Source organism: Collibacillus ludicampi (genome assembly GCF_023705585.1).
In the GTDB taxonomy this organism is placed as follows: domain Bacteria; phylum Bacillota; class Bacilli; order Tumebacillales; family BOQE01; genus Collibacillus; species Collibacillus ludicampi.
The window spans coordinates 869,427-893,499 of sequence record NZ_BOQE01000001.1 but is presented as its reverse complement, the minus strand read 5'-3'; the positions used below and the strand labels follow the sequence as shown (position 1 = coordinate 893,499).

Below are 24,073 nucleotides of genomic sequence, written 5' to 3'. Positions count from 1 at the left end.
ATTCTTGACGGATTAAAGAGGGAGAAAACGATGACGAATGAATACATTGTCGTGAAAGGCGCGCGGGCACACAATCTAAAGAATATCGATGTGAAGATCCCGCGCGACAAGTTCGTTGTGCTTACAGGATTGTCCGGGTCAGGCAAGTCGTCGTTGGCGTTCGACACGATCTATGCGGAGGGCCAACGCCGTTATGTGGAATCGTTGTCGGCGTACGCCCGACAATTTTTGGGACAAATGGACAAACCGGATGTCGATTCGATTGATGGGTTGTCGCCTGCCATTTCGATCGATCAAAAGACGACAAGCCGCAATCCCCGTTCGACCGTAGGGACGGTTACGGAGATTTACGATTATTTGCGGCTGCTTTTCGCGCGCATTGGGCAACCCTATTGCCCGCATTGCGATATTGCCATTACTTCACAGACCGTCGAGCAAATGGTCGACCGTATCTTGGAATTGCCGGAGCGAACGCGTATTCAGATCTTCGCGCCGCTCGTTCGCGGGCGGAAAGGCGAACACGTAAAACTGTTGGAGAGCGTAGCGAAACAAGGGTTTGTCCGCGTGCGTATCGATGGAGAAATCCGTGAAGTCACGGAACCGATCAAGTTGGAAAAAAATAAAAAGCACACGATCGAAGTGGTGGTCGACAGAATTGTCGTGAAACCTGATGTGGCGACACGTTTGGCTGATTCTTTGGAGACCGCGTTGCAATTGTCAGGCGGTCTTGTGACTGTCGGTATCGTTGACGGAGAGGAAATGTTGTTTTCTCAAAATCTCGCTTGTCCCGATTGCGGCTTTGCGATCGAAGAACTGTCGCCACGGATGTTTTCTTTTAACTCTCCCTACGGGGCTTGTGAAACATGCATGGGCCTTGGGACGAATATGGAGATTGATCTGGATCTGTTGATTCCTGATCCCGAGAAAACGTTAGCGGAAGGAGCTTTGGAACCCTGGGCCGGGAGTGCATCCAATTACTATCCGCAACTTCTCGCGGCGGCATGCCGCCATTTCGGGATCGATTATGAAAACACTCCCGTATCACAGATTCCAAAGGAACAGCTGGATAAGCTCTTGTATGGAGAACCGCATGAAAAGATTCGTTTTCAGTATGAAAACGACTTTGGCCAAACGAAAACAGCGGAAATCTATTTCGAAGGGATCATCCCCAATTTGGAAAGACGCTACAGGGAGACATCTTCTGAATACATCCGCGAGTTCATTGAAGAATACATGAGTGCGAAACCATGCCCCGCTTGCAAAGGTTCTCGTTTAAAACCCGAAGTGTTGGCTGTCAAAGTAGGAGGAGCCAATATCGCTCACGTGACCCAGTTGTCGGTGGAAGAAGCCTTGCAATTCTTTGAGAAATTGCAATTAAACGAGAAGCAAGAGATGATCGCCCGCTTGATTCTCAAGGAGATCAAAGGGCGTCTGGGATTCTTGCGCGACGTAGGCTTGGAGTATCTCACTCTTTCTCGTTCCGCCGGGACGTTATCCGGCGGTGAAGCGCAACGGATCCGCCTGGCCACGCAGATCGGCTCTGCTTTGATGGGGGTTCTCTATGTGCTTGATGAACCTTCCATCGGCTTGCATCAAAGGGATAATGAACGTTTGATCCGTACATTAGAGCATATGCGAGATCTGGGAAATACATTGATCGTCGTTGAACACGATGAAGACACGATGCTGGCTGCCGACTACATCATCGATATCGGCCCGGGGGCGGGGGTGCATGGTGGTCAGGTTGTGGCGGCAGGAACACCGGAAGAAATCATGAAGGACGAGCGTTCTCTGACAGGGGCGTACCTGTCGGGCCGCAAGTTCATCCCAGTCCCGGAGAAAAGACGTGAGCCAAACGGCAAATGGCTGGAAATTGTGGGAGCTAGAGAACATAATTTGAAAAATGTGAACGTTCGTTTTCCATTGGGTACGTTCACGTGCGTCACAGGCGTATCGGGATCAGGAAAGTCGACCCTGGTTAACGAAATCCTGTATAAATCCTTGGCACAATCATTAAATAAAGCGAGATGTAAACCAGGCGCGCACAAAACGATCAAAGGGATCGAGCATTTGGATAAAGTGGTGAATATCGACCAGTCCCCAATTGGCAGAACCCCACGCTCGAATCCGGCCACCTATACAGGGGTATTCGATGATATCCGTGACGTTTTCGCGGCGACGAACGAAGCGAAGATGAGGGGGTACAAGAAAGGACGCTTTTCCTTCAACGTGAAAGGGGGCCGGTGTGAAGCCTGCAAAGGGGATGGAATCATTAAAATCGAAATGCACTTTCTCCCCGACGTGTATGTGCCTTGTGAGGTGTGCAAAGGCAAACGGTACAATCGCGAAACGCTTGAAGTTCGTTACAAAGGGAAGAATATCGCCGAAGTGTTGGATATGACGATTGAAGATGCGGCCGAGTTTTTCAAGAATGTTCCTCGTATTCAGCGGAAACTGCAAACGCTCGTGGATGTAGGCTTAGGTTATATGCGCTTGGGACAACCGGCCACTACCCTTTCGGGGGGTGAAGCGCAACGGGTCAAATTGGCTTCCGAGCTGTACCGGCGGAGCACGGGGCGAACGATCTATATTCTCGACGAGCCGACGACCGGTTTACATGTCGCTGATATCGATCGTCTCTTACATGTACTTCAACGCTTGGTTGACAACGGGGATACGGTCGTTGTGATCGAACACAACCTGGATGTGATCAAAGTGGCGGACTACTTGATTGATCTGGGGCCTGAAGGCGGAGATAAAGGCGGAACGATCGTATGTACAGGCACTCCCGAAGACGTGGCTGCACATCCCGGCTCACATACCGGCCGCTTTTTGGGGCCGATTCTGGAGCGCGACAAAGAGCGGAAGAAACAACGGGAAGAAAAACAAGTAGCAGTGATCTAAGCGAATGAACCAGGATTGAATGAAAATACATCTTTTCAGGAGGCAAGGAATACGATACAGTAAGTGTTCGGGAAGAACAACGAAGGAAAAAACGATGAATGATTCCCTGAGAAACGATCGTCTCTCGGGGGAGCGGTTGAAGGAGTTGTATGTCGTTGAATGAACCCCATCTGATGGTGCTTCCTCATGAGGTGTACCGACGTATGAAAGAAGGTTTACTTCAATGTGCGGCCCTCATGGATGAGCGACCGGGGATTATGGATCAAGTGGAGAATGTGATTCGCTCTTGTCTCGAAAGACGGGATTCCGAAGTGCTGGAGTTAGAAACCAGCTTGGAAATCTTGGTAGGGCCTGCCGTGACAAGAATGTTGATTCTCGCATTGCATATGATTCGTTCACATGACGAAATCCAGGATTTGCGCCGCGCCGGTGTCGATGAACGCGTGGTGCAAGGGATTCAATACCTGGTGGCGCGTTACAGCGTGGCTTTTCATAGTTCCAAAAGCAAAATTTATCACCCTCTCGGATGGAAAATGTTCAGTCATTCGGTCACTTCTTCTCCGACGGGTGCGCGCCAGTTGCTCGTAAGAATCTTACGCAATGATCAACAGGTTCTTGTCATCGAAGACTCGATGGATGCGATGCTCCGTTTGATCAACCACCTTTTGCAAGCAATCGATCAATTGGATGATTATGAAGCGATCGATGAACATTTGCTTCAGGAATTTACCGCACGGTATTACAATCTCTACGAAAAAGCGGCCGAACGGGGAGTCAATACGGGCTCCAGAACGGAACATTAAAGATCGTGTGCAAAACCGCTTCCGCCAATGTTCCGTTCTTGGCTTCGTGCAATACGATTCAATGAAAACTTTTTTGAACAACCCGAATGGTTAAACGTAAGGCGATCACAGGATCAGTGATCGCCTTTGATTATCGCGTATACCACTTATTTTTTTAACAACATCTCGATCGCTTTGGCGACACCATCTTGGTCATGGGGCATTGTGACATAATCTGCGATCGCCTTCACTTCTTCTTGGGCATTTCCCATCGCGATTCCCATTCCGGCCCATTGCAACATCGCTACATCATTGAGACTGTCTCCCATTGTGACGACCTGACGATGATGGATGCCTAAATAATCGCATACTTTTTGCAAGCCGTTCGCTTTATTGACGCCAACAGGATTCACTTCGATATTCGTGGGATCAGAATTGGTAATCTCGAAGCGGCCGTATGCGCGCAAACGCCGCAGGATGTCCTTGATTACTAAGAGGTTGTCGTTCTGATAACCAAACTTCAGCCAGGTCAAATGCTCGATCCTTTCGGGAAACGTATCCCAATGGATGATCTCTTCGACTGTATTTGCCCATATGTGGGTTCCATATTTTTTGTATTTGACGGCGAGATCATATAAGAAATGCACATCCTCCCATGTGAGAGTGTTCCGATCCAGCAATACATGATCGAACGTCCAGACCTCCCCGCCGTTTGATGTGACAACCGGCATTCGGAGACCGAGTTCCTCGATCCATACGCGTGCGGAACGGATATGCCGTCCGGTTGCCAATGTGACCTCAATTCCAGCCTCTCGCGCTTTGTTGATCCATTTTCGGTTTTCTGCCGACACGGTACCGTCGCGATCAAGTAATGTTCCATCCATATCGAGCGCAATCAATCGCCATTTGCTCATCGTTTCTCCATCCCATTTTTTGCTGAGATTATACCATATCCACATGAAAAGAGGATGCCCCGAAATTGTGGTGTCGATTTTTTTCGTTATAGAAAAGTATTATACTTCTGGACGTCAAAAAAAGGCTTCTGCAATGACCGCTCTTTGCTTCGTTGCATACGCTTCTGTAGAAGCCTTTTTTAACATGTGGTATGATAGATGAATGAAGGTTCCTAGAAGGAGTGGACATTGTGAAAGTCTTGGTAACAGGGGGAGCCGGATTTATCGGATCTCATATCGTCGATGAATTGTTGCAGCATGGGCATGAAGTAACAGTAGTGGATAATCTTTCTACCGGTCAATTGCAAAATGTCCATCCGCAAGCAAAATTCCTGAAGGTGGATATTTATAAGGATGATTTGAACCCTGTGTTCGCTCAGGGATTTGATATTGTTATACATCATGCGGCACAACCGAATGTACCGCGTTCCTTAAAAGAACCCATAATCGATGCGGAAGTCAATATTCTGGGTACGATCAAACTTCTGGAAGCTTGCCGCATGCACGGAATCAAAAAGGTGATTTACGCTTCTTCCGCGGCAGTATATGGGACTCCCGTAAAACTGCCGATTCCTGAAGAACATCCATTATCCCCATTATCGCCGTACGGAATCAGCAAGTTGACTCCAGAATATTACTTGCGTGTGTATCATGAAATTTACGGATTACGGTATACGATTCTTCGTTATGCCAATATCTACGGCCCCCGGCAAAATCCCAAAGGAGAAGCGGGGGTTGTGGCCATTTTCGTCGATCAGTTTTGTAAAGGGCAAGCACCGACGATCTTCGGGGACGGTGAAGCGACACGCGATTACGTGTATGTAGGTGATGTCGCCATCGCGAATCGACTGGCGCTGACTGCGGGTGATGGCGAAACGTTGAATGTCGCGACAGGAAAAAAAGTTTCCGTGAACGAATTGGTGCGGATCCTTCTCTCAATTACAAAAAAAGACATACTACCCATACATGGTCCGGTTCGTCCTGGGGATATCGTACATAGTACTCTTTCAAACGAACGGATTCGTCAGGTGTTAGGTTGGGAACCACAAGTGACTCTTGAAGAGGGATTACGCCGGACGGTGGAATGGGCACAAGCACAAGCTGCACTTGAGGAGGTGTGATGCTTGCATAGCGGCTGGTTGCAAGAACTGCTGCAACGAGTTGAGCATGCGGTTCGCGTACATGAAGGTCCTGCTCCTGAACAAGGAGGAGGATTTTTTTGGCGCGAATCGGAATGGTGGGTGTATGACGAAACGATCCGATCATGGAAGGTTCTCGATACAGCAAGATTATCGCCGGATGCGGCCGAACTGGCGCGTTTTTTGATCGGGTGGGAGACGGGTAAAGGGATTCGCGTCAGTCACTTGTTGCGCCGGCTAGCCATGGGAGTCTATGAGCAGAATGAATCATTGTTTTTACGTGAAGCGCAGGCTGCGGGACTGATGAAAGATGGGATGGCAGCTATCGCTTGTATACGCGTCTGGGGGGATGAAGTCACCGATGCTTACCATGTATTGCAGCTTGTCGTGGCTGACCAGGAAGGGGCAGGAGTTGTCGAAGTCGCTCCAGGAGATTTCCGCGTTTACTTTCCTTTGCCGTATACTCGCGAAGATGTAGGGAAAATCTTGGAACGGACAGCTCATGCGTGGCTGGATACGTTGTCTAGCGAATTGTACCTGGAAGGAGGAGTGGGCTGGGGGACTCCTTGTATCGCGGTGAAAGATCTGATGCAAGCGGAGAAGGAAGCACAACTTGCACTTGAGGCCGGCTTGCGTTTTCGGCCTCGGGAACGCGTATATCGCTATGATCGCTTGGGACTTGTCAAGCTATTATCAGGTATTCCGCAGAACGTAAGCGAGCAGTTTTTGCAGGAAGTACTCCCTATTGAAACGTATCGACAATTGACATGGGAAATGCGTGAGACCATCTTCGCGTTAGTGGAAAACGGAGCCAACATTGCGGAGACGGCGCGGGCATTGTATCTGCATCGCAATTCTCTGATCTATCGGTTGGAAAAAACCAGGGAGATCACCGGTCTGGATATGAGAAATCTTGAAGATATGGTAACCCTCTGGATCGCTCTGCTCTTGCATCAGTCACTTTCACTAAAAGAAAATATGTGAATTTTGTGCAATCTATACAATTGTACAGAATTTTTCTGTCTGTCATACTAATAGTACAATCAAACGGGGAGAGGGTTCGATGGCAAGGGTACAGTTGAAACATATTTATAAGCGCTATTCCGGAAATGTGGCAACCGTAAAAGATCTTAATCTTGATATTCGCGATGAAGAATTTCTGGTACTCGTCGGTCCGTCCGGTTGCGGGAAATCGACGACGTTGCGCATGGTGGCAGGTTTGGAAGAGATCTCTGAAGGTGAGTTATGGATCGGAGACCGTCTGGTTAACGACGTACATCCGAAAGACAGGGATATCGCCATGGTATTCCAGAACTACGCGCTCTATCCTCATATGAATGTGTATGACAATATGGCGTTTGGGCTGAAACTTCGCAAAGTTCCAAAAGCAGAGATCGACCGTCGTGTACGTGAAGCGGCAAAGATTCTCGATATCGCTCATTTGCTTGACCGCAAGCCGAAAGCGCTCTCCGGAGGCCAGCGTCAACGTGTGGCTTTGGGGCGTGCGATTGTACGTGAACCGCAGGTATTTCTAATGGACGAGCCGCTTTCCAATCTCGATGCGAAACTGCGCGTGCAAATGCGTACGGAAATCTCAAAATTGCAGCAACGTTTGAAGACGACAACGATCTACGTGACACATGACCAGACGGAAGCGATGACGATGGGCCACCGGATTGTGGTCATGAAAGATGGAGTCATTCAACAAGTAGCGACTCCTCAGCAAATCTATAATCATCCGGCCAATATGTTTGTCGCTTCCTTTATCGGTTCACCGGCTATGAACTTCCTTCATGGACAATTGGTGGAGGACGGTGGCAAGATCTATTTCCGTGCACCGGAATTAAACATTGAACTTCCCGAAGGCCGATACAAGCAGCTTCGTGACGCTGGTGTCGTCGGCAGAGAAGTCGTATTCGGCATCCGTCCGGAAAACATCCATGATGAAGGGTTCTATTTTGAAACATTTCCTAACGCAACGATCTGTGCTTCGGCGGAAGTCGTTGAGCTGATGGGACATGAAATGTATCTTTATCTCAATGTCGGTGGTCAAACGGTTACGGCACGCGTCAATACACGTGCTGATGTACACGTAGGTTCAAACGTAAAACTAGCGTTTGATATGAACAAATATCATATTTTTAATAAAGAAACGGAAGTTGCTGTTTTTTAATTTGACAACCCATCGGGGGCGCTCGCCCGATGGGTTTTATGATTATCATGGATTCTTTTGTGAAACGCATGTATAATCAGTGAAAAAGCGGAGCCAGAGATTTTCAAAATGGGAGATGAATCTCAAGGAATGGGCAAAATCATAACGACGGAAGATTTGATTCACGAGTTTCGTTTCGAACAGATCGTCCCTGACGCTATACTCGACCGACCCATTACCGGATCGGACATGAACCGTCCGGGATTGTTAATGGCAGGATTTTTAAAATTTTTTCCAGAAGAGCGTATCCAATTATTAGGGAGAACAGAAATCTCATTCTTTGAACAAATGACGGAAAGAAAACAGTGGGAATGTGCAGACAGGCTTTGCCGTCATCCGGAAACTCCCTGTATCATCGTTTCACGCCAAATGGAAGTTCCGGAGATCCTGATTGAAGTGGCGACTCGGTATCGCCTCCCGATTTTGCGCTCGCGCCTAGCTACGACGAAACTGGCTGGACAATTGCAGCGGTTTCTGGAACATACCTTTGCTCCGGAAACGCAAATGCATGGCGTTCTCGTCGATGTATATGGCATCGGTATTCTGATCACGGGGAATTCGGGGATCGGGAAAAGTGAAACCGCTCTTGAATTGATTAAACGGGGTCATCGTCTCGTCGCTGACGATGCGGTCGTCATTCGCCAGGTGGAAGAGAATACACTCTATGGAGAGTCACCGGAACTATTGAATAATCTCTTAGAAATTCGCGGCCTTGGCATTCTGAATGCCATGACGCTCTTTGGAGCCGGTGCGGTGCGTGCGAAGAAAAAGATCGAGCTCGTGATCCATCTGGAAGCATGGAGGGACGATGTCGCTTATGATCGTTTGGGGCTTGATGAGCATACGGTCAAGATCCTCGATACCGAGATTCCGTCAATCACGCTTCCCGTTCGTCCCGGACGTAACCTGGCCGTCATTATCGAAGTAGCTGCGATGAATCAACGCCTCAAAATGATGGGTTACAATGCGGCGAAAGAATTATCCGAAAAACTGATGGCAACGATCGAAAATCATGACGAATAGAAACGGAAAACAGATAAAATAGATCGAAAGTCTCATCACTCGGTCAACGAGTGATTTTTTTTCTTTTTGTCACATAAATCATACAGAGGAATTGGAAAGGCAAAATTCCTTGTTGGAAGATCATTTTTTCTGCGACGGTTTCAATATTACAATCCCGTTACAAAACAGGAAAAACGCAAAATTTGTCGAATAAACTTTTTTCGGGATTAGGAAAAAGGAAACGGTTGCATATACAGGGAGGGACCTATGGACAAGGGAAAAAAGACATGGTTTTCACGGCTACGATCGGGCGATTGGGTACATTTTTTGCAGAGTGTAAAGTTACAGGTACGTTCAACATTTGATCTTCGAACATCTGTTACAATCTTGACCGTTTTGTCGGCTGTGTCGTTTGGCATACACACGGTTCATGCAAAAGTGGAAAATTCAATATTGATGTATCGCGTGTACTATAATGGAAAGTATATCGGTGTCGTAAGGGATCTCACGTTGATCACTCAAAAGGCGGCTGAATGGGATCCGAATCTGCCGGCGAAGCTGACATGGACGGAAGTTCGGCAATCGCCCCCATCCGAATGGAACGATTGGGCAGTTGCTTATGCATTGGAAGACGAGTTACAGAAAAAACATGATGCTGTTGCGATCGAAGTGAATGGCCGTAGTGTCGCTACCGTGGCGGATGAAGCGACAGCCAAAAAGGTCATACAGGATATAGAAGGTAAATATGCGGACGGAAGTTCAAGTGTGACGATCGAGCAGAAAATCGATTTTGTGCCAACGATGGCGACATTGGAGCAAATCTTGACAGAGACGGAAGCTGTCTCGCTGCTGTTAAAGGGTACACCTCAACCGCAAAAATATTTGGTGGCACGAGGCGATTCTTTGTGGACGATCGCGGAAAAAAATAAGATTTCGGTTGACGCGCTGAAATCGGCGAATCCTGGGATAGAAAATGAAAACGAGATAACAGAGGGACAAACGCTCGATTTGGTGACCACCCAACCGCTTTTAACCGTGAAAACGGTGAACGACATCGAGCGGACGGTGGACATCGATTATGACGTAAAATACCAGGATGACCCGTCGCTTCCAGCGGGGCAAACGAAAGTGATTACGGAGGGCCAAGAAGGGCAAAAGAAACAATGGATCCGACAAATCAAACGTAATGGAACAGTTGTCAAGGAAGATGTGCTGAGGGAAGAAACGCTGAAGGAGAAAGTTGATAAAATCATCGCCCGTGGCACGAAGCAAACGGGGGAAGCGGATGGTGATTGGATTTGGCCGACCGACTCCCGTGTAATCACTTCTCCGTACGGCGAATGGCGCGGCAATGAAGCCCATCCAGGTGTGGATATCGGTGCACCTTTTGGAAGCCCGGTCTGGGCGACCAACAGCGGAAGGGTGATTTTTGCGGGATGGGATAATGGCGGATATGGCCTCTGTGTGCGCATCGATCACGGGAATGGCATCGTATCCATCTACGGTCACCTTTCCGCGGTTGAAGTCTCTGTGGGTGATTTGGTGGATAAAGGACAAATGATCGGCAAAGTGGGCATGACCGGTGAAGCGACTGGACCGCACTTGCATTATGAGGTGCATGTCGGTGGCGTTCGTGTCAACCCGGGACCCTACATGTAAGGAAGTCTCAATGACTTCCTTTTTTTGTGATATAATTTCATAAAGAAAGAACCTTCACTCTTCCATGTAAAAGGAGAACGATCATGAAATACAGATATGTGCTTTTTGACTTGGATGGGACCCTCTTGGATACGAATGAACTGATCATACGTTCGTTTGAATATACATTGGAGAAATTTTATCCGGGACGATATACGCGAACGGATATCCTTCCACTCATGGGACAACCCCTGATTCAACAGATGGAATTTTATGCGGGTGAAGATGCCGCCCGTCTTGAAAATCATGTTCAGCAGATGGTGGATACGTATCGCGAATATAACATCGCGATGCATGATCAATATGTTGCATTGTTTCCGCATGTATCGGAAGTGCTGGCTGCATTGCACGCGGAAGGAGTAAGGCTGGCTGTCGTGACGTCGAAAATGAGAAAAACCGCACAGATGGGCCTCGATTTGTTCCTTCTGACACCATTCTTTGAAGCGATTGTTGCTGTTGAAGATACGGAAAAGCACAAACCGGATCCGGAACCTCTCTTATTGGCGATGGACAAACTGGGCGCGGAACGTGAGAGAACGATTATGGTTGGAGATTCCCCGTACGACTTGCTCGGGGCGAAAGCGGCGGAAATAGCCAGTTGCGGGGTGGCTTGGAGTTTGCGCGGTCGTGAAGCTTTGGCGGAACTAAAGCCTGATTATATCATCGATGATATGAGGGAGTTATTGTCCATCGTTCGGGGGTGAGCCATTATTATGGCACGTCGCACAGAGCGGTACAAGGTTCGAGGAGCCAATTCCTTGTGGCAGGTGTATCGAACCGTCCCTTTTTTGAAAGTATGCAAAAACTTTCTGGTGATCCAACTCTGCCGCTACATTCCGTTTTTACCTCTAAAAAACTGGATGTACCGCCAATTTTTAAAGATGGAAGTTGGTGAACAAACGGCGATCGCTTTGATGGTCATGATGGATGTGATGTTTCCGGAGAGAATCCGTATCGGCAAGAATTCCATTATCGGTTACAACACGACGATCCTCTGCCACGAATATCTGATCGACGAGTATCGGATCGGCGATGTGCGAATCGGTGACCGCGTGATGATCGGAGCGAATTCTACATTGTTGCCCGGAATCGAAATCGGGGATGGGGCCGTGATCGGTGCCGGGTCTCTCGTCAATCGGGATATTCCTTCAGGTGTGTTCGCAGCGGGTAACCCGATACGCATCATCCGCCATGGCAACGGAACAGAAGTGAAATTCTTAGAAGAGAATGAATTGTAAGCGTCGACGTGCCAAAGAATGAAATCGAATGAATTGACGAAAATACGGGTACATGTTAGGATACTTGTAAATATAAACGCTTTATTTCTCTACCATAGTAAAGTGAACGAGGAGAAATCCGGGTATGAACAAACCGATTGTATTTGAAAAGCCGCAGGGTGTGCGGGATTTTCTACCGGGTATTGCCAAACGGAAACGTGAGATCGAACGGAACATAGCCGACTGCTACGCGAGCTGGGGATATCAAGAAGTGATCACTCCTACGTTTGAATATATGGAAACCTTTCAAAACGGTTTGCGCGGGGAAGAGGACCGTGTGTTTAAGTTTATTGAGCGCTCTGGCAAGACGGTTGTCTTGCGGCCGGACATGACGACCCCGATCGCTCGGGTAGTTGCCTCCCTATTGCGCGATGAACCTTTGCCTTTACGCTTGTCATATAATGCTAATATTTTCCGTCAACAAGAATTTGTTGCAGGTCGGGATGCTGAGTTTACGCAAGCGGGCGTCGAGTTGATCGGAGACGGTTCACCCGACGCGGATGCGGAAATGATTGCACTGGCAGTCACAACGCTCCGCTCGCTCGGTGTGCAAGACTTTCGGTTGGCCTTGGGGCAAGTCGGCTTCGTGAATGGTATCCTCGCGGAACACGTCGCGGATCACGAACTTGCCGACCGCATGCGTTTCGTGCTCGCGGACAAAAACTATGTAGGTTTTGAGCATCTAGTGGCACAAGTGGACGATACGCGCGCACGCGAAGTCCTTCTTCACATCCCGCAGTTGCGCGGGGGATTGGATGTCCTGCAACGGGCCCGCGCGCTCACCACGCATGAGACGGCGCTTCAAGCTCTCGGTAATCTGGAAGAAATATGGGAGATCCTTGTGCTCTACGGTGTCGAACAGTGGGTACAGATCGACCTTGGCCTGGTTCTTGGTCTCAACTATTATACAGGTGCGATCTTCGAAGGTTACGCACCGCAAATTGGCTTTCCTCTCTGTGGGGGAGGGAGATATGATGACTTGTTGGAAAAATTCGGTCGTTCTCTCCCGGCGACAGGGTTTATGATCGGGATCGAACGCGTATTGGAAGTATTAGAAAGAAAAGGAAATCAAAAGGGAGCAGCAAGGCATCTTTTATACTATCTCCCTCGGGATCGCCATATCTCGTTAGGTTTCGCCGCCTATCTGCGCAGACAAGGCTATACGGTAACAACCCAACGGATTCTTGACTTGCCGGAGAATGAACAAGGCGACGGAGCCATCATCTGCCGACTGGAAAATGGCCGTTTGGAAACAGAAGATGAAGCGGTACGTATTCATTATGATGCCTTCTTGGAGCAGCAAGTACACTGATGTGGGAATTTTTCCAACGTAACTGCTCAAGCACTAACTTTCAGTGTTGCCACCCATGCTTTTAGAGGGGCCATCAGAAGAGTGAATAGTGTCTTTGGGTGGGCGTAATGCTTTGCGTAAGAAAGCGACTTTGGAGGTCGTCTCGCTTCCTTTTTGGCTGGTGAGGGGCATATGCTTGGCGTGAAACAGCGACTTTGGAGGTCGTCTCGCAACAATTAAATATATTCCAAGCGAGACGACCTCCACGGAGCATGAACGTAAAGCATATGCCCGATAATCGAACCCAAGCGCAAAGCGATACATCCACCCAAGCACTAAACTTTCAAAAGTAGCGGCCTGTAGGAGTGACTGATATGAGCGAACAACTCACGATCGCCCTCTCAAAAGGGCGCATCCTCAAAGATACATTATCCTTGATGCGCGATGCGGGAATCTCCGTGCCTGAAGATATCGATGAATCGCGCAAACTGATCTTGCAATCCCCCGATATGAAGATGAAGTTCATCCTTGCCAAGCCCGTCGATGTACCGACGTATGTGGAGTATGGGGCAGCGGATATCGGCATCGTGGGGAAAGACGTCTTGCTTGAAGCCGGGCGCGACCTATACGAATTGCTTGATCTGGGAATCGGCAAATGCCGCATGTGCGTATGCGGACTCCCTGAAGAAAAAGAAAGCGCGGTGACACGCGTTGCCTCGAAATATCCGAGAATCGCAACCAACCATTTTCGCAACAAGGGTCGGCAAGTGGAAGTGATATTTTTGAACGGGTCGGTGGAATTGGCTCCTCTCATCGGACTGGCCGAACGGATCGTCGACCTTGTTGAAACGGGGCGAACCTTGAAAGAAAACGGTCTCGTGATCCATGAAGAAATCATCCAGATCAGCACGCGTGTCGTCGCCAACCGCATGAGTTTCCGCTTGAAAAGCGCCTTGATTGACGACATGATTACACGTCTGCGCCAAGTAGTGAAGGGGGATGTCCTATGATACGCATCGTACAGTCGGATGAGTTCACGCTGAAACGGGAAGAACAGGATTTGCATGCAAAAGAGCGGGAAATCGTCATCGACATGATCAAACAGGTCCGGCAGCACGGGGATGAAGCCGTACGTGCTTTCACCCGTCGTTTTGACGGAATCGATCTACATGATTTTCGCGTCCCTTTCGAACAGTATGAAGCTGCCTACCAACAAGTCAGCCCGCTGTTTTTGGAAGCCTTGCGTGATGCGATTCGCAATATCCGCAAGTATCATGAAGGACAATTACGGCCGTCCACTTTAACGCCGATGGCGGATGGGGTGTTATTGGGACAGTTGATTCGCCCGCTGAAACGGGTTGGAGTGTATGTACCGGGCGGGACAGCAGCGTATCCGTCATCCGTTTTGATGAACGTGATTCCCGCACAGGTCGCAGGTGTGAAAGAAATTGTGCTCGTCACCCCACCGGATCGTGAAGGGAATATCAGCCCCGGGGTGCTGGTGGCCATCCACGAGCTCGGTGTGAAGGAGGTCTACCGTATCGGAGGCGCGCAAGCGATCGCCGCGCTCGCTTACGGTACGGAAACGATACGTGCTGTCGACAAGATCGTAGGTCCCGGAAACATCTATGTCGCATTAGCCAAGCAAGCGGTGTTCGGAAAAGTGGGAATCGAAAGCATGGCTGGACCGTCCGATATCCTTGTGATTGCGGACGATTCCGCAGATCCGGAATATGTTGCGGCCGATTTGCTCTCACAGGCGGAACATGGAGAACTGTCTCAAGCGATTTTGCTGACCCCTTCACGGACATTGGCCGAACAGGTGGCTGCGCAGATCGTTCACCAAGTAGCGAAATTGCCGCGTCGTGCCATTGCGGAAGCAGCGATCCGCAACATGGGGGCAATCGTCGTGACGAAAGATCTGCAAGAGGCGGTTGCCATCGCTAACCGTGTGGCGCCGGAGCATCTGGAACTCTTGGTTCGCGATGCGGAAGAATACATCTCCCAAATCGAAAATGCGGGGGCGATTTTCGTGGGAGCCTATTCGAGCGAACCGGTCGGCGACTATTTCTGCGGAACCAATCACGTGTTGCCGACAGAAGGCACCGCACGTTTTTCCTCCCCGCTCAACGTAGATGATTTCCTCAAGAAACAGTCGCTGATTCGTTACAGCAAAGAAGCACTCATGAAAAACGGCCGGAAAATTATCGAGATGGCTCAGGTGGAAGGGCTTGAAGCACACGCGAATGCGATCCGCATCCGGCTTGAAAAAGAGGGAAAGGGTGAATGAGCGTGGATGGACGTATAGGAACGATCCGGCGCGAAACGACAGAAACGCAAATTTCTTTGACACTCAATCTGGACGGAGAAGGGAAACGGGATCTTTCGCTCCCTGTCCCCTTTTTGGCGCACATGTTGGATTTGTTCGCGAAACATGGCGGCTTTGACTTAACGCTTGACGCGAAAGGCGATGTGGAAATCGATGATCATCACACGGTCGAAGATATCGGCATTTGCCTGGGGCAGGCGTTCCGACAAGCCATCGGCGATAAAAAAGGGATTCGCCGTTACGGCAATCGCTTCACACCGATGGACGAATCGTTGGCGCAAGTAACGATCGATATTTCTGGACGTTCGTTTCTCGTCTTCCACGCGGAATTCCCCAGTGAAAGGGTCGGCACGTTCCCGACGGAACTTGTGGAGGAGTTTTTCCGCGCGTTCACTAGCAATGCCGGTGTGACACTCCACGTGAATCTCCATTACGGCACGAATACCCATCATATGATTGAAGCGATTTTCAAAGCGTTCGGCGGTGCGCTTGCGGAAGCGGTGGCGCGGGACGAGAAGATCCGTGGTGTTCTTTCCACGAAGGGGGTTTTGTGATGATCGCGATTATCGATTACGGTATGGGAAACCTTCGCTCCGTACAGAAAGCGATTGAAAAAGTGGGATATCAGGCGATCGTTACATGCGACCCCGAAGAGGTGAAACGCGCTTCCGGTGTCATTTTGCCGGGAGTGGGCGCATTCGGGGATGCGATGTACAATTTGAAACACTTAGGCATGATCGACGCCATCAAGAAAGTCGTGAAAGAGGGAACCCCTTTTCTCGGGATTTGCTTAGGGATGCAACTGCTCTTTTCCACATCCGAGGAACATGGGATGCATGTCGGCTTGAATTTGATCCCCGGTCATGTCCGCCGTTTCAAAGGGGATTTCAAGATTCCCCATATGGGCTGGAACTCGCTGACCTTACATGCGCAGAGCCCGATTCTCGAGCATGTGAAGAACGGTGACTATGTGTACTTTGTACACAGCTATTATGTGGAGCCTATGGATCGGCAGGTGATCCTCGCGTCGGCCGACTATCACGGGGACGTACCGGCGATCGTGCAAAAAAATAACGTATTCGGTATCCAGTTTCACCCAGAAAAAAGTTCCCATGCGGGACTGCAGATGCTTACGAATTTCGCCAAGCTCGTCAAGGACGGTGTGCATGCATGAAAGAGTTTCTCTTATATCCGGCGATCGACATCCATGAGGGGAAAGCGGTGCGGTTGTTGCGCGGTGATTATCATGCGGTGACGGTCTATAACGACAACCCTGCGTCTGTCGCGAAAGGGTTTGAGGAACAGGGAGCGCGCTTCATACATGTCGTCGATTTGGACGGCGCCAAAGAAGGAAGCCAACAAAATCGCGCGGTGATCGCTGAAATCGTCAAAAGTGTGCAGGTGCCCGTGCAAGTGGGCGGCGGAATTCGCAACGGCGAAACGTTGGAAGCGCTGTTTGCACTCGGTGTCTCTCGTTGTATCCTCGGTACGGCCGCTGTGGAAAAGCCCGATTTTGTCAAAGACGCATTAAAAGAGTACGGTGAGAAGATCGCTATCGGCATCGATGCGAAAGACGGTAGGGTGGCTGTCAATGGTTGGCTCGAAACATCCAGCGTTTCTGCTATCGAGCTTGGCAAGCAATTAAAACAATGGGGCGCCACACGGATTATCTTTACAGACATTTCGCGCGATGGGACGCTGACGGGCCCTAACATTCCGGCGATCGTCGAAATGGCGAAGCAAACGGAGCTTTCCGTGATCGCATCCGGAGGCGTGAAAGAGACGAGCGATTTGCTCAAACTCGCGGAATACCGGAATCAAGGGGTAGCGGGCGCGATTATCGGCAAAGCCATTTACACAGGGAATATCGATTTGCGTCAGGCGATTGCGGAGATTGAAAGGACTGCCAAGTAGCCACCCTTGCCGCATAGGCAGATGCTATCCTATGAGTACAAATTGCCTTAGAATGGATACGCTTACGAACCACAAAGTTTTAGAATAGCTGAGGCGGTGCATGAGATGTTAACGAAGCGAATTATTCCTTGCTTCGATGTGAAAGACGGACGTGTCGTCAAATTCCAATCGTTTCTTACCAATCAGAGGGATGCGGGCGACCCGGTGGAACTCGCGCGCTTTTATGATGAACAAGGCGCAGACGAGTTGGTGCTTTTGGATATATCCGCATCGTTGGAGGGTCGTTCGACGATGATGGATATCGTGCGCAGGACGGCGGAACAGGTATACATCCCCTTCACGGTTGGTGGCGGGATCTCTTCTGTCGATGATATCCGCGAGATCTTGAAAGCGGGCGCGGACAAGGTATCGATCAATACATCGGCGGTGAAAAATCCCCAGCTCGTTGCGGAAGGCGCCAAGCGGTTCGGCCAGCAGTGTATCGTTGTGGCGATCGACGGACGATATGACCGGAACAAAGGCGACTGGGAAGTGTTGATCAGTGGAGGACGCGTGTCGACAGGCCTCTCGGTGATCGAATGGGCGAAGAAGGTGGAAAGTTTGGGAGCGGGGGAGATCTTGTTGACATCGTTCGACCAGGATGGGCAGCGTGACGGATATGACCTCAAACTGACCGCGCTGGTTTCCGAAGCGGTATCGATTCCTGTGATCGCATCAGGTGGCGCAGGAAAGAAAGAACATTTTTATGATGTGTTTACGGAAGGAAAGGCAGACGCGGCGCTTGCCGCATCGATCTTTCACTTTAAAGAAACATCGATCGGCGAAGTGAAAAATTACTTGAAAAGCAAAGGGGTTCCGATTCGATGAGTGAATACGCTTGGATCGATACGCTTCAGTTTGATAAAGAGACCGGGTTGATACCGGCGATTGTGCAAGATGTGCAGAGCAAAGAAGTCCTGATGCTGGCGTACATGAATAGGGAGTCGTTGATCAAGACGATCGAGACGGGAACGACCTGGTTTTGGAGCCGCTCACGTCAGGAGTATTGGAACAAAGGGGCGACTTCCGGTCATATTCAGAAAGTGGTGCGCATCTCCTATGATTGCGACAAAGATACTCTACTCGTGGAAGTCAGACAAACGGGGGCTGCCTGCCATACCGGAAAATACTCCTGTTTCTTTACACCGGCTGCAGGTGGTGAACGGAATGTACAGGAAGGTGACCGTTTCGCCATCTTGGATGAACTCATTCAGACGATCGCCCGTCGCGACGCGGAACGGCCGGAAGGCGCATATACCACCTATCTGTTTGAGAAGGGATTGGATAAGATCCTTAAGAAAGTCGGGGAAGAGTCCACGGAAGTGATCGTCGCCGCGAAGAATCATGATGCGCATGAATTGACATGCGAAGCGGGCGACTTGATGTATCATTTGCTCGTTCTGTTGCGCCAACAAGGACTTCCGTTCGATGAAGTTCTCGCCGAATTGGAACGCCGCCATGGAAAACAGGATATGAAAGGAAAAACAAAATGATCGATGATCTTGGCATGCCTTGAGAAACAGGGCATGCTTTTTTCGTGTGTTCACTGCGAAACCATATTGCTTCACACGAACGAAAGCGGCAGGCTTCTTCATATACGACGATGGAACTTAATTTTTGCGAACGATTTCCACTCATATTAAAATTATAATTATATCCGTTTCAGTGGTTTTGCTCGTTTTCTAATTACTGATGCCTTCGAAAAACTCTGGAAGAGGGGAATCGTCATGACTGAACAAGAGAAACTTGTGGTACTGGGTACAGGAACGATGGGACATTCGATCGCTTTGTCTGCAGCGCTGGCTGGCATGTCTGTGAACGTCTGGGGGCAAGATCAAGAAGATATCGAACGGGGACGAAAAGGAATCGCGGAGAAACTTCAGGTGCTGCTTCGTTATGATGCCATCCGTTCACCTGAGTCTGAGGCGATTAAAGAGCGAGTGACATTTACTTGCGAGTTGGATGAATGTGTGCAAAATGCCACCTTTTTGATTGAGGCGATACCGGAAGATCTCGCTCTGAAACAAGAGTGGTTCCGATCATTAGATGAGCAATGTCCTACGAATGTAATACTGGCGAGCAATACATCGGGACTCAGTCCTACTGATATCGCATTACATACTGTCCATAAGGAGAGAACGATCGTTACTCATTTTTGGAATCCCGCCCATCTGATCCCACTTGTTGAAGTCGTTCGCGGTACATATACTTCCGATGCTACTGTAGATCGCACGTTGGCGTTACTGCACAAGATGAACAAAAAACCGGTGGTTTTGAAAAAAGAAATTCTGGGTTCTATCGGCAATCGTTTGCAGTTTGCACTGTTTAGGGAGGCACAGAATATCCTCGAACAAGGGATTGCAACTGTAGAGGATATTGATGCGGCAGTCCGTTACAGCATCGGGAGACGTCTCCCGGTAACGGGAGTGTTTATGTCGGCTGACATGGGAGGCTTGGATGTATTTGATTCGATTTCCAATTACTTATTCCCCGATTTAGGTACCCAGCAAGAGTCTTTGCCTACCATGCGCCGTTTGGTCGACGAGGGGAAATATGGCCAGAAGAATGGAGAGGGTTTCTATCGATGGACACCCGAATTTTCGCAGAAAATGAACGAAGAGCGGGAACGGGAACTGATCGAATGGTTAAAAAAAGATTTTGATCGGGCGTGAGATCTCCATTTGAATACAATCCATGTTCTGGACACATTTTATAAAAAATGTGTAATGGAGTGTCTGGCTTGACGACATGGAAAGTGATAGTCATCCAAGTGTTTGCCGTTTTTCTGGGGCTGAGCGTTTTTTTATTCATGATGTATATGGTGAGAAGGGTTGTCCTTGCTTCGATGGTCAAGGGTGTGGTCAAGCGTTTCATGTCGGACAGATATGCAGAGAATGTATGGGAACTGGTTTCTGCTCTCACACGCATGTCACCCCAATGGGTTTTGGAAAATGCTCTCCGTGCTCATACGGGAAGCGTTATCCAACGGCCTCTGGGGAGTCCTCGCAAGTTTCTGAACTTTGACGGGCTGATTTTTTCTCCCGCTCAGGTTGCGAAGCTTCCTACGCCCGAAGATACGCCTGTGGAAACGACGACAATGATCGGCCCCGCTAGCAAGAAGCCGCTCGTTTTGGATATACCGTTAATTGTATCGGCCATGGGCTATGGGGTAGGTGTCAGCGAACAAGCGAGACTGGCTTTCGCATTGGGAACCTCGATGGTTGGAACGGCGAGCAATGTGGGAAAAGGCGGCTTTCTACCGGAAGAACGTAATCTCGCGAAACACTTAATTCTCCAATATCACACAGGAAAATGGTCAAAGGATCCTAGCATTCTTAAACAGGCGGATATGATTGAAATCCGATTCGGACAAGGTGCGATCGCAGGGGCGGCCGAGCGGATTCAACCGGAGTTATTGCAAGGGCGTGCCCGTCGGATCATGAATCTACGACCTGGAGAAGATGCCGTTCTCCATTCCCGGCATGAAGAGGTGCAAGACCCAGAGGATCTCAGGAAATTAGTCGAGAAGTTGCGAACGCTTACGGAAGGTATTCCGATTGGTGTCAAGTTTGCTGCGGGTAACTGGATGGAAAGGGACTTGCAAATTGCGCTTGAAGCAAGTGTGGACGTGATAGCCATTGACGGAGGACAAGGGGGTTCACATGAGAGCCCGCCGATTTTTCAAGACGATTTCGGACTGCCAACCATATACGCATTATCACGTGCGGTTCACTTTCTTGAACAGAGCGGAAAACGGGAGCAAATCAGTCTTATTGTCAGCGGGGGTCTCTTCACCCCCGATCACTTTTTGAAAGCGCTCGCTCTCGGGGCTGATGCAGTTTACTTGGGGACTTCCGTTCTCTATGCGATGGCACATACACAAGTGTTCAAAGCGGTTCCTTGGGAGCCTCCTACACAAATGGTTTTCTACACGGGGAAACATAAAGAAAAGCTTGACCCTGCTCTCGCCAGTCTACACCTGGCCAATTATTTACATTCATGTATGGAAGAGATGAAAATCTCTGTTCGCGCACTTGGAAAAAGAAGCATCAAGGAAGTCTCGAAAAAAGATCTCGCGGCTCTCGATGATTTTACGGCCAAAGTGACTGGGGTTCGACCGGTCTACCATCATTGAAAATAGCGCCGATCCATTTGATTCGATTGATGAAATCGATTGAAAACAGCACCCATGCAAAAGACGTGGGTGCTGTTGTTGAAGGAAAAGGTTCATGAAATGATTCATTCGTTCACGTTGACCTGCTTCTCAAACGTGCGTTTATGATGCTCTGGGTGTGGTTTTAACTCATGTTTCTCCAAGACTTTTCCGTTCCCGGCATCTACGACGGCAATGAGACGGGCCTTCTCTCTGTGGGTCATGAATACAACGTATACCAGGTTATGATGGACGGGGCGTAAAATCACGTGATGAACGGTGTATCCTGGAGATGCTTGAAGCGCCGCTTTCTTTGCTTGTTCAGGGCTGACTTTGGCCAATTTGCCCAGTTTTTCACGCATCGCCCGCTCGAACGCTTCCCGGGCTGCTAAATGTGCCTCCTTCTCTTGTTCATCCGTCAGTTGAACAGAGCTTTTAAACGTCGGACGATGATGTTTGTGCGGATGTGTTTGTTCCTGTGTTTGCACTTCCAACGCATCAAAGGAATCGATGTCGGATCCGGCAAAAGCAACAGGTGTTCCCAAGATCAGACCGAAAGTCATCGGGACAGCCATCATCATACTAGCGAATCGTCTTTTTTTCATACTCTCGCCTCCTTCTTTTTAGGTTTCCTAAAAGAAAAATTTTGATTCCAAGGACTGGTGGACAACTTGTGATGTGCGCTTTCATGATTCGACCCCTAATCGCTTAATGGGGTAGTACCAGCAAAACGCGGAAAACGTGCAATAATACATATTTTCGAAACAAAAAGCCGATTTTTCCTACGCTAAGGAAGGAAGAACCGGCATTTGTTTATTACGTTATCGATTCCCGATTAAAATTATTGCATAAGTGATCTTTATTTGTACTCCATTTAGAGAAACACTAGAATACCAATGCTCCTCTCAAATTAACACCAAATTCAAGATACGCTTTTAAACAAGTCAATACATAAACCCAACCTTCTTTTTGTCCTAATAATTTGCTTATTAATGAATCATCATCTTTTTTCCAACCTTTTTCGTTAACTTCAATAATTGTACCCGTAGTATCTAACTCTTTCAGTGTAATTGTAACAACCGTTTCTTCACCACTTGCCGACCACAAGTACACAATTTTCTTATTAACCTCGTATTCAATTACTTTTATATCCAATTTTGCATCATATTCATCATATCTCAACGTAACTGTCTTACCTTGTTCCAATCTTCCAGAACCCGATGAAAACCAATAATTGGACATTTTTGCAGGATCTACGATAGCTTCGAATACATCACTTACTGGCTTTAATATTTTAATTTTGGTTTTTACTTCAAAGTTCATATGAATTTCACTCCAGTCAGATTAAATTTTTCCCCCATATTATGTTGAACTATACTGCCCGTTACTTCAATAAGTAAAGAGGAAAAGTCACAATGCTCGCTCTTCCATTGGTCACCGTTCGTGCAATGAAGTAATATTAAAGGATTTTTCACGTTTGAGTGACAAGCGGCAAGGAATTGAGGCACAATGGTGCGTCATCGACGGCAAATACAATGCGCTGAAAATAGAAATGTCATATACTATCAATTATGGAATGAAAAAACACGGTCCGGTTGGTAGTCCGGGCGCATCGTTACCACGATGTCAGTAACCTTCCCCTCCTCGGGATGTCCATCATTCCACAGAGTGTTTTCAGAGGAGGGATCAACGTGAAATTGACCGTATATCATGATGGTCAATTTTGGGTTGGAGTCATCGAACAAGTGATGAAATCCAAGTTGAGCGTGTACCGGTATGTTTTTGGTACGGAACCAAGTGACCCGGAAGTTTTCCACTTCGTCAAGTACCGGTTGCTGCCCCTTATGGCACAAAGCCGTCATGATGGCATCGAGATCGTGCAAAAACGCGAGAAGAAACTGAACCCAAAGCGGCTTCAAAGGGAAGTGGCTAAAACGCTGAAACAAAAGGGGATTTCAACCAAAGCACAAGAAGCTATCCGATTACAGTTCGAGAGTGCGAAAAAAGAAAGAAAAACCTTTTCAAAAATGCAGCGCGAATTGCTGAAAGAAAAAAAACGCGAGATTAAAATCCAAAAAGCAAAAGCGAAACACCGCGGAAGATAAAATCGATAGCGGTGCGAATCGGAGCCCTGCTTGAATCGGCAGGGCTATTCTATTTGACAACGCATATGATTCCTTATGAGCGAACGGACGTATAACCGGATAAAAACGTAAGCTTTTAATAAGCTTGACCTTGTGAATCGAGGTGGTAAAAGAGAAAAAATAATGAGATAATGGAAAAAACTACTGATTCAATCAAAAATTCGGAGGGATTGATGTGGTGGATTTAAAACCTAATCCTGAAAAGAATTCCGCAAATGTTGGATGGATTCGAAAGA

23 protein-coding genes are annotated in these 24,073 nt (G+C 48.5%); 20 read left to right on the top strand and 3 right to left on the bottom strand.

Translation table 11 applies throughout. The features are described 5' to 3' along the window. The first annotated feature begins 30 nt into the window (after positions 1-30). Positions 31-2,904 carry an excinuclease ABC subunit UvrA gene (gene uvrA, locus DNHGIG_RS04560; RefSeq protein WP_282198551.1) on the top strand — a complete coding sequence of 958 codons (2,874 nt, stop codon included), beginning with the start codon at positions 31-33 and terminating at the stop codon, positions 2,902-2,904. 203 nt (positions 2,905-3,107) lie between these two features. Beyond that, the gene (locus DNHGIG_RS04555) at positions 3,108-3,707 is read left to right on the top strand and encodes a hypothetical protein (protein ID WP_282198550.1); all 600 of its coding nucleotides are present in this window, start codon (positions 3,108-3,110) and stop codon (positions 3,705-3,707) included. Positions 3,708-3,853: 146 nt separating this feature from the next. Here the strand turns inward: DNHGIG_RS04555 and DNHGIG_RS04550 are convergent, their stop codons facing one another. Beyond that, positions 3,854-4,600 (bottom strand): Cof-type HAD-IIB family hydrolase, encoded by a 747-nt coding sequence (locus tag DNHGIG_RS04550; RefSeq protein ID WP_282198549.1) that lies wholly within the window; start codon positions 4,598-4,600, stop codon positions 3,854-3,856. A 230-nt stretch (positions 4,601-4,830) separates the two neighbouring features. Here DNHGIG_RS04550 and DNHGIG_RS04545 point away from each other — a divergent pair, with 230 nt between their 5' ends. The 17 genes from DNHGIG_RS04545 (at position 4,831) to DNHGIG_RS04465 (ending at position 21,675) form a co-directional block, all read left to right on the top strand. Next, the gene (locus tag DNHGIG_RS04545) at positions 4,831-5,760 is read left to right on the top strand and encodes an SDR family oxidoreductase (RefSeq protein WP_282198548.1); all 930 of its coding nucleotides are present in this window, start codon (positions 4,831-4,833) and stop codon (positions 5,758-5,760) included. A gap of 3 nt (positions 5,761-5,763) precedes the next feature. Then, positions 5,764-6,762: a PucR family transcriptional regulator gene (locus DNHGIG_RS04540; protein WP_282198547.1), complete on the top strand. Its 999-nt coding sequence runs from the start codon at positions 5,764-5,766 to the stop codon at positions 6,760-6,762. Positions 6,763-6,841: 79 nt separating this feature from the next. Beyond that, positions 6,842-7,951, top strand: coding sequence for an ABC transporter ATP-binding protein (locus DNHGIG_RS04535; RefSeq protein ID WP_282198546.1), 1,110 nt, complete (start codon positions 6,842-6,844; stop codon positions 7,949-7,951). A gap of 129 nt (positions 7,952-8,080) precedes the next feature. Further along, positions 8,081-9,013, top strand: coding sequence for an HPr(Ser) kinase/phosphatase (gene hprK / locus DNHGIG_RS04530; protein ID WP_282198545.1), 933 nt, complete (start codon positions 8,081-8,083; stop codon positions 9,011-9,013). A gap of 246 nt (positions 9,014-9,259) precedes the next feature. Beyond that, positions 9,260-10,651 (top strand): peptidoglycan DD-metalloendopeptidase family protein, encoded by a 1,392-nt coding sequence (locus DNHGIG_RS04525; protein WP_282198544.1) that lies wholly within the window; start codon positions 9,260-9,262, stop codon positions 10,649-10,651. Positions 10,652-10,734: 83 nt separating this feature from the next. After that, a complete protein-coding gene (gene ppaX / locus DNHGIG_RS04520; RefSeq protein ID WP_282198543.1) occupies positions 10,735-11,394 on the top strand; it encodes a pyrophosphatase PpaX in 660 nt (219 codons plus the stop codon). 9 nt (positions 11,395-11,403) lie between these two features. Beyond that, a complete protein-coding gene (locus DNHGIG_RS04515) occupies positions 11,404-11,928 on the top strand; it encodes an acyltransferase (protein WP_282198542.1) in 525 nt (174 codons plus the stop codon). 124 nt (positions 11,929-12,052) lie between these two features. Continuing rightward, positions 12,053-13,279, top strand: a complete 1,227-nt coding sequence (gene hisZ, locus DNHGIG_RS04510; protein WP_282198541.1) for an ATP phosphoribosyltransferase regulatory subunit — start codon at positions 12,053-12,055, stop codon at positions 13,277-13,279. A gap of 353 nt (positions 13,280-13,632) precedes the next feature. Next, positions 13,633-14,268, top strand: coding sequence for an ATP phosphoribosyltransferase (gene hisG, locus DNHGIG_RS04505; protein ID WP_282198540.1), 636 nt, complete (start codon positions 13,633-13,635; stop codon positions 14,266-14,268). Beyond that, on the top strand, positions 14,268-15,548 hold the full coding sequence (hisD, locus tag DNHGIG_RS04500) for a histidinol dehydrogenase (protein WP_282201353.1): 1,281 nt from the start codon (positions 14,268-14,270) through the stop codon (positions 15,546-15,548). Before hisG ends, hisD begins: the two co-directional genes overlap by 1 nt. Beyond that, complete coding sequence (gene hisB, locus DNHGIG_RS04495) at positions 15,545-16,141, top strand: imidazoleglycerol-phosphate dehydratase HisB (RefSeq protein WP_282198539.1); 597 nt, start codon at positions 15,545-15,547, stop codon at positions 16,139-16,141. The genes hisD and hisB overlap by 4 nt, the downstream gene beginning before the upstream one ends. Next, a complete protein-coding gene (gene hisH / locus DNHGIG_RS04490; RefSeq protein ID WP_282198538.1) occupies positions 16,141-16,761 on the top strand; it encodes an imidazole glycerol phosphate synthase subunit HisH in 621 nt (206 codons plus the stop codon). Before hisB ends, hisH begins: the two co-directional genes overlap by 1 nt. Next, positions 16,758-17,501, top strand: coding sequence for a 1-(5-phosphoribosyl)-5-[(5-phosphoribosylamino)methylideneamino]imidazole-4-carboxamide isomerase (gene hisA / locus DNHGIG_RS04485; protein WP_282198537.1), 744 nt, complete (start codon positions 16,758-16,760; stop codon positions 17,499-17,501). Before hisH ends, hisA begins: the two co-directional genes overlap by 4 nt. 105 nt (positions 17,502-17,606) lie before the next feature. Then, positions 17,607-18,368, top strand: a complete 762-nt coding sequence (hisF, locus tag DNHGIG_RS04480) for an imidazole glycerol phosphate synthase subunit HisF (protein WP_282198536.1) — start codon at positions 17,607-17,609, stop codon at positions 18,366-18,368. Continuing rightward, positions 18,365-19,033: a bifunctional phosphoribosyl-AMP cyclohydrolase/phosphoribosyl-ATP diphosphatase HisIE gene (hisIE, locus tag DNHGIG_RS04475; protein ID WP_282198535.1), complete on the top strand. Its 669-nt coding sequence runs from the start codon at positions 18,365-18,367 to the stop codon at positions 19,031-19,033. Before hisF ends, hisIE begins: the two co-directional genes overlap by 4 nt. A gap of 234 nt (positions 19,034-19,267) precedes the next feature. Next, positions 19,268-20,212, top strand: a complete 945-nt coding sequence (locus DNHGIG_RS04470; RefSeq protein WP_282198534.1) for a 3-hydroxyacyl-CoA dehydrogenase family protein — start codon at positions 19,268-19,270, stop codon at positions 20,210-20,212. 68 nt (positions 20,213-20,280) lie between these two features. Continuing rightward, positions 20,281-21,675, top strand: a complete 1,395-nt coding sequence (locus tag DNHGIG_RS04465) for an FMN-binding glutamate synthase family protein (protein ID WP_282198533.1) — start codon at positions 20,281-20,283, stop codon at positions 21,673-21,675. A gap of 104 nt (positions 21,676-21,779) precedes the next feature. Here DNHGIG_RS04465 and DNHGIG_RS04460 read toward each other — a convergent pair whose 3' ends face one another. Beyond that, the gene (locus DNHGIG_RS04460) at positions 21,780-22,298 is read right to left on the bottom strand and encodes a PepSY domain-containing protein (RefSeq protein WP_282198532.1); all 519 of its coding nucleotides are present in this window, start codon (positions 22,296-22,298) and stop codon (positions 21,780-21,782) included. Positions 22,299-22,578: 280 nt separating this feature from the next. Continuing rightward, on the bottom strand, positions 22,579-23,016 hold the full coding sequence (locus tag DNHGIG_RS04455) for an SRPBCC family protein (RefSeq protein WP_282198531.1): 438 nt from the start codon (positions 23,014-23,016) through the stop codon (positions 22,579-22,581). 368 nt (positions 23,017-23,384) lie between these two features. Between DNHGIG_RS04455 and DNHGIG_RS04450 the strand changes: the two genes are divergently transcribed. After that, positions 23,385-23,798 carry a YjdF family protein gene (locus DNHGIG_RS04450; RefSeq protein ID WP_282198530.1) on the top strand — a complete coding sequence of 138 codons (414 nt, stop codon included), beginning with the start codon at positions 23,385-23,387 and terminating at the stop codon, positions 23,796-23,798. Positions 23,799-24,073: the final 275 nt, after the last annotated feature.

Coding starts and splice junctions, on each gene's coding strand:
- hisH (WP_282198538.1), top strand. CDS start 16,141: ATGATCGCGATTATCGATTACGGTATGGGAAACCTTCGCTCCGTACAG.
- hisIE (WP_282198535.1), top strand. CDS start 18,365: ATGAGTGAATACGCTTGGATCGATACGCTTCAGTTTGATAAAGAGACC.
- hisA (WP_282198537.1), top strand. CDS start 16,758: ATGAAAGAGTTTCTCTTATATCCGGCGATCGACATCCATGAGGGGAAA.
- ppaX (WP_282198543.1), top strand. CDS start 10,735: ATGAAATACAGATATGTGCTTTTTGACTTGGATGGGACCCTCTTGGAT.
- DNHGIG_RS04470 (WP_282198534.1), top strand. CDS start 19,268: ATGACTGAACAAGAGAAACTTGTGGTACTGGGTACAGGAACGATGGGA.
- DNHGIG_RS04455 (WP_282198531.1), bottom strand. CDS start 23,016: ATGAACTTTGAAGTAAAAACCAAAATTAAAATATTAAAGCCAGTAAGT.
- hisZ (WP_282198541.1), top strand. CDS start 12,053: ATGAACAAACCGATTGTATTTGAAAAGCCGCAGGGTGTGCGGGATTTT.
- hisB (WP_282198539.1), top strand. CDS start 15,545: ATGAGCGTGGATGGACGTATAGGAACGATCCGGCGCGAAACGACAGAA.
- DNHGIG_RS04535 (WP_282198546.1), top strand. CDS start 6,842: ATGGCAAGGGTACAGTTGAAACATATTTATAAGCGCTATTCCGGAAAT.
- hprK (WP_282198545.1), top strand. CDS start 8,081: ATGGGCAAAATCATAACGACGGAAGATTTGATTCACGAGTTTCGTTTC.
- hisF (WP_282198536.1), top strand. CDS start 17,607: ATGTTAACGAAGCGAATTATTCCTTGCTTCGATGTGAAAGACGGACGT.
- DNHGIG_RS04515 (WP_282198542.1), top strand. CDS start 11,404: ATGGCACGTCGCACAGAGCGGTACAAGGTTCGAGGAGCCAATTCCTTG.
- DNHGIG_RS04525 (WP_282198544.1), top strand. CDS start 9,260: ATGGACAAGGGAAAAAAGACATGGTTTTCACGGCTACGATCGGGCGAT.
- uvrA (WP_282198551.1), top strand. CDS start 31: ATGACGAATGAATACATTGTCGTGAAAGGCGCGCGGGCACACAATCTA.
- DNHGIG_RS04550 (WP_282198549.1), bottom strand. CDS start 4,600: ATGAGCAAATGGCGATTGATTGCGCTCGATATGGATGGAACATTACTT.
- DNHGIG_RS04460 (WP_282198532.1), bottom strand. CDS start 22,298: ATGAAAAAAAGACGATTCGCTAGTATGATGATGGCTGTCCCGATGACT.
- hisG (WP_282198540.1), top strand. CDS start 13,633: ATGAGCGAACAACTCACGATCGCCCTCTCAAAAGGGCGCATCCTCAAA.
- DNHGIG_RS04555 (WP_282198550.1), top strand. CDS start 3,108: ATGAAAGAAGGTTTACTTCAATGTGCGGCCCTCATGGATGAGCGACCG.